Origin of the sequence: Micrococcus sp. HMSC31B01, assembly GCF_001816085.1 — a bacterium.
In the GTDB taxonomy this organism is placed as follows: domain Bacteria; phylum Actinomycetota; class Actinomycetes; order Actinomycetales; family Micrococcaceae; genus Micrococcus; species Micrococcus luteus.
This window is the reverse complement of sequence record NZ_KV825080.1, coordinates 1-5,149: the sequence shown is the minus strand read 5'-3', so window position 1 is coordinate 5,149 and position 5,149 is coordinate 1. Positions and strand designations below refer to the sequence as shown.

The following is a 5,149-nucleotide window of genomic DNA, read 5'->3' as shown; positions in this document are numbered from 1 at the left end:
GGCCCGGACCCGCAGGGTGAGCCCGCCACGGACGCCGACGCCGCCGAGCCCGGCCCCGCCGCCTCCGGCCTGGCTCCCGAGGCCGACGACGTGGCGCACCACCTGCGCCACGTCTCCGGATTCCCGCGCTCCCACGCGTTCGGGATCGGCGCGCAGGTGGCCCCGGACGGCTCGTTCCTGCTCACCACGGCCGCCACCGCCGAGGCTCGCGGCAACGTGCGCGAGGGCACGGTGGTGCGCGTGGACCTGGCCACGGGCGAGCACCGCGTCCTGCACGACGTCCCCGGTGAGGACGTGGCCGTCGGCCCCGTCAGCCATGACGGCACGCGCGCCGTCGTCGTCCGCACCCCCGACTCCACCCCGCACTCCGCCGTGCACCCGCGCCTGTACGTGATGGACACGGCCACGGGCCAGACCACGCCCCTGGCCCACGGCTGGGACCGCTGGGCCGACGTCGTCGCGTGGCTGCCGGACGACTCCGCGGTGATCGCGCTCGCGGACTCCGAGGGCCGCCGCCCGGTGTTCCGCATCGAGGTGGCCACCGGCGCCGTCGCGCAGGTGACCCGGGAGGACGAGGCGTGGACCGACATCGTGCTCTCCCCGGACGGGGCCACGGCCTACGGCGTCCGCTCCTCCTACCTGTTCCCGCCGGAGGTGGCGCGGATCGACCTGGCCACGGGCGAGACCACGCGCCTGCCGAACCCCGTGGAGCGCCCCGCGATCCCGGGCACCCTCGAGGACGTGGAGACCGTCGCCGAGGACGGCACGCACGTGCGCGGCTGGCTCGTGCTCCCCGAGGGGGAGGCGCCGGCCGGCGGTCACCCGCTGCTGCTGTGGATCCACGGCGGGCCCCTGGGCTCGTGGAACGCGTGGAGCTGGCGCTGGACCCCGTGGATCATGGCGGCGCGCGGCTACGCGGTGCTGCTGCCGGACCCGGCGCTGTCCACGGGCTACGGCCAGGACTTCATCGAACGCGGCTGGGGCCGCTGGGGCCAGGCGCCCTACACGGACCTGATGGCGCTCACGGACGCCGTCGTGGCGCGTGAGGACGTCGACGGCGACCGCACCGCCGCCATGGGCGGCTCGTTCGGCGGCTACATGGCGAACTGGGTGGCCGGGCACACCGACCGGTTCCGGTGCGTGGTCACGCACGCCTCGCTGTGGGCGCTGGACGGCTTCGGCCCGACGACGGACGCCGCGTTCTACTGGGCCCGCGAGATGGACGAGCAGATGCAGCAGGAGAACTCTCCGCACCGGTTCGTGGGCGAGATCGTCTCCCCGATGCTCGTCATCCACGGCGATAAGGACTACCGCGTGCCGATCGGCGAGGGGCTGCGCCTGTGGTCGGACCTGCTGGCGAAGTCCGGGCGGCCGGCCGCCGCGGACGGCACCACCGACCACCGGTTCCTCTACTTCCCCCACGAGAACCACTGGATCCTCGCCCCGCAGCACGCGAAGGTCTGGTACGAGGTCGTCCTCGGCTTCCTGGGCGAGCACGTCCTCGGCGACAGCGCCCCGACGGCCCCGGAGACGCTGGGACTGACGCGGCCGTCGTCGACGGCGGGCTGAGTCGCCGGGCCCGGTGCCGCGCATCGTGACGGGCGGCTGAACCTCTCCGATCAGCCGCCCGTCACCGGCTGTTCACCGGACGGGCCGGCTGTGGCCGGTGGGGGGCCACCCGGTCGACACCCGGATCTGGCCCACTGGAGCGGTCATCCCCCTCCCGGAAAGGACCGTTCCATGACCTCCGTCCGTCGTCACGCCGCCCGCGGCCTCGTGGCCCTCGCCGCCGCCGTCGCCGTCAGCGCCCCGCTGGCCGCCCCGGCCGCCGCCGCCCCCGCCGCAACGGAGACCCCGGCCGCAGCGCAGTCCGTCACGGGCAAGCCCGTGGTGCGCCCCGACGTCGTGGGTCACCGTGGTGCCTCCGGCTACCGCCCCGAGCACACCCTGGCCGCCTACGAGCTGGCCGCCGCCCAGGGCGCGGATGTGATCGAGCCGGACCTGGTCTCCACCAAGGACGGCGTGCTCGTGGTCCGCCACGAGAACCTGATCGACGGCACCACGGACGTCGCCCAGCGGCCCGAGTTCGCGGACCGCAGGACCACCAAGGTCGTCGACGGCGTGGCCCTCACCGGCTGGTTCACCGAGGACTTCACCCTCGCCGAGCTCAAGACCCTGCGCGCCAAGGAGCGCCTGCCGCAGGTCCGCCCCGAGTCCGCGTCCTACGACGGCCGGTACCAGGTGCCCACCTTCGAGGAGGTGCTCGAGCTGCGGGAGCGCCTCTCTGCCCGGTACGGCCGCGAGATCGGCGTCATCCCCGAGATCAAGCACCCCACCTACTTCGACTCCATCGGCCTGTCCATGGAGGAGCGCGTCGTCGAGCTGCTCGACGAGTACGGCCTGAACAAGCGCAACGCCCCCGCCACCGTGCAGTCCTTCGAGCTCGCCAACCTGCGCGATCTCAACGAGAACCTCGGCCTCAAGGCCGAGACGGTGTTCCTCTCCAGCGTCACCGGCGCGCCCTATGACTCCGTGGCCGCCGGCGACGGGCTCCGCGACTACGACTTCTACGAGACCGCCGCGGGCATGCGCGAGGTCCGCGCGGCCGGCGTCGACACGCTCGGCCCGGCCTTCGCGCAGATCATCACCAAGGAGAAGGACGGCTCGATGGGCGAGGAGACCGCGTTCGTCTCCCTCGCCCACCGCGCGGGCCTTGAGGTGGTGCCGTACACCTTCCGCGCCGAGAACCAGTTCCTCTACACGGAGTTCCGCTCCTCCACGGACCCGAACGCGCGGGGCGACATGGTCGGCATGATCCAGCCGTTCCTCGACGCCGGCATCGACGGCTTCTTCACCGACCACCCCGACCTCGGCGTGCAGGCCGTGGACACCTGGATGCAGGGCAAGAAGGAGCACCCGGGCCGGGGCGTCGGCAAGACCGCCCAGCGGGGCCTGAAGGTGCGCTGACCCCGTCCCGACCGGAGACGATCCCGGCGGACCCGAGGTCTTCCGGCACGTCCGTCGCGGTGCTTACCTTGGCCCTCAGGACCGGTGGACCCGGTGACGTGGACGGCCAGAAGGGCTGGCCATGAGGGGCCGCCGACCCGGACGAAGGAAGGCACAGCATGACGACGAACACGCCGAAGAACGCCCACGGCTCCTCAGCCGAGGGCCGTGACGCCAAGGACCAGGCGAAGGACAAGGCCCAGCAGGCCGCGGGCGAGGCCCAGGGCCAGGCGAAGGCCGTGGCCCAGGACGCCAAGGACAAGGCCCAGGACCTCGCGGCCACCGCCAAGCACGAGGCCGGCCAGGTGAAGGACGAGGCCGCTGACCAGGTGCAGTCGCTGGTCGGCTCCGCCCAGGAGCAGGTCGGCGCGCAGGTGCAGACCCAGCAGGAGCGGTTCGCGGGCCAGGTGCGCAGCTACACCGACGACCTGCACCGCGTGGTCTCCGGTGAGCAGCCGCAGACCGACCTGGTGCGCCAGGGCGTCGCCTCGGTGGCGGACCGTGCCGAGGCCCTGACGCAGCGCCTGGAGACCGCTTCCCCGCAGGACCTGCTGCAGGACGTGCGCGGCTTCGCCGCTCGCCGTCCGGGCACGTTCCTGGCCCTCGCCCTGGGCGCCGGGCTGGTGGCCGGTCGACTGACGCGCGGCATCCGCGACGCCGCCCAGCCCGACTCCGCCGCCTCCACCTCGCCGCGCCGTCACACGACCCGTCCGGACGCGGTGCACGCGGACGTGACCCCGCACCACCTGGACTCGCAGGCCCCGGCCTACTCGAGCGATTCGCTCTCCCAGGCCGACGGCCGCGTCGCGGACGGCGCCGGGCCCCGCCGCGCGGCCGGCGTCGGGGACACCCCGTATGGCACGCAGGCGCCGGTCCAGCAGGGCCTGACCGCCGAGCGGCCGTTCGACCAGACCCGGCCCGGGGGTGACGCATGAGCACCGCCCACGAACCGTTCCGCGACGCGACGCCGCACTCCGGCGCGCACACCCCGCCGCCCACGCAGGCGGAGTTCCGCGCCGAGCACGAGAGCCTCGGCGAGATGTTCCAGAGCCTGTCGGCCAAGCTGTCGACGCTGGTCAGCCAGGAGATCGCCCTGGCCAAGGCCGAGGCCACCGAGTCCGCGAAGAAGGCCGGCAAGGGGGCGGGGCTGCTGGCCGGCGCCGCCGTCGGCGGCTTCTTCCTGCTGATGTTCCTGTCCCTCGCCCTGATGCACCTGCTCGACGTGTTCCTGCCGATCGGCTGGGCCGCGCTGATCGTGGCCGTGCTGTGGGGCGTCGTGGCGGCCGTGCTGGCCGTGCAGGGCAAGAAGGACATCGAGAAGATCAAGGGTCTGCCGCAGACCCAGGAGACGCTTCAGGAGATCCCCGAGACCCTGAACCCCGCGAAGGAGACGCGATGACCACGAGCAACAACCCCGATGAGATCCGCGCCGACATCGAGCGTACGCGCCGCGAGCTCGGCCAGGACGTGGACGCCCTCGCCGAGAAGGTGAGCCCCACGAAGGCCGTGTCCCGGCAGACCAACCGCATCAAGGACGGCTTCATCCACGCGAAGGAGAACATCATGGGCTCCCCGGAGCAGCACCGCCACGAGTCCTCGCTGGGCGATCGCGCCCACGGGGTGATCGACGACGCCCGGGCCTCCGCGTACGACGCTGCCGGCCAGGCCCAGGACCGCCTGGGCGATGCCGGCGACCGCGTGTCCGAGTGGGCCGACGACGCCCAGCTCGCCCTGCAGCAGGCCCCGGCTCAGCTGCGCGGCCGCACCGCGGGCAACCCGCTGGCCGCCGGGCTGATCGCCTTCGGCGCCGGCCTGCTGCTCAGCTCGCTGATCCCCGCCTCACGCGTGGAGCAGCGCGCCGCGGAGGGCCTCAAGGAGCAGGCCGCCCCGCTGGTGGACGAGGCCAAGCAGGCCGCCCAGCAGCTGCGCGAGGACCTCGAGCCCGCCGCCCGCGAGGCCGCCGGGAGCGTGAAGGAGTCGGCCGCCGAGGCCGCTTCCCACCTCAAGGAGCAGGGCACGGACACGGCGCAGGACCTCAAGGCGGAGTCCCAGGACGCCGCCCGCCAGGTGAAGGACACCGCGAAGGACGCCTGAGCCCGACCCGAGCACGACGCCGGCCGGTCCCGTTGACGGGACCGGCCGG

The 5,149-nt window shown here is 73.6% G+C and carries 5 protein-coding genes; all 5 read left to right on the top strand.

Annotated features, from left to right (window positions below):
- Positions 1-1,569 (top strand): S9 family peptidase (locus tag HMPREF3105_RS05260; protein ID WP_070708922.1); only part of this gene is annotated, 1,569 nt, incomplete at its 5' end.
- A gap of 171 nt (positions 1,570-1,740) precedes the next feature.
- A complete protein-coding gene (locus HMPREF3105_RS05255) occupies positions 1,741-2,967 on the top strand; it encodes a glycerophosphodiester phosphodiesterase (RefSeq protein WP_070708921.1) in 1,227 nt (408 codons plus the stop codon).
- Between the two features lie 158 nt (positions 2,968-3,125).
- Entirely contained in the window at positions 3,126-3,941 is an 816-nt protein-coding gene (locus HMPREF3105_RS05250) for a hypothetical protein (RefSeq protein WP_036380841.1), read from the top strand.
- Positions 3,938-4,405 carry a phage holin family protein gene (locus HMPREF3105_RS05245; RefSeq protein WP_036314802.1) on the top strand — a complete coding sequence of 156 codons (468 nt, stop codon included), beginning with the start codon at positions 3,938-3,940 and terminating at the stop codon, positions 4,403-4,405. Before HMPREF3105_RS05250 ends, HMPREF3105_RS05245 begins: the two co-directional genes overlap by 4 nt.
- Complete coding sequence (locus HMPREF3105_RS05240; protein WP_070708920.1) at positions 4,402-5,100, top strand: DUF3618 domain-containing protein; 699 nt, start codon at positions 4,402-4,404, stop codon at positions 5,098-5,100. Before HMPREF3105_RS05245 ends, HMPREF3105_RS05240 begins: the two co-directional genes overlap by 4 nt.
- Positions 5,101-5,149: the final 49 nt, after the last annotated feature.

What these genes read in the sequence shown, in the direction of transcription:
- HMPREF3105_RS05255 (WP_070708921.1), top strand. Translation starts at nt 1,741, where the DNA reads ATGACCTCCGTCCGTCGTCACGCCGCCCGCGGCCTCGTGGCCCTCGCC.
- HMPREF3105_RS05250 (WP_036380841.1), top strand. Translation starts at nt 3,126, where the DNA reads ATGACGACGAACACGCCGAAGAACGCCCACGGCTCCTCAGCCGAGGGC.
- HMPREF3105_RS05245 (WP_036314802.1), top strand. Translation starts at nt 3,938, where the DNA reads ATGAGCACCGCCCACGAACCGTTCCGCGACGCGACGCCGCACTCCGGC.
- HMPREF3105_RS05240 (WP_070708920.1), top strand. Translation starts at nt 4,402, where the DNA reads ATGACCACGAGCAACAACCCCGATGAGATCCGCGCCGACATCGAGCGT.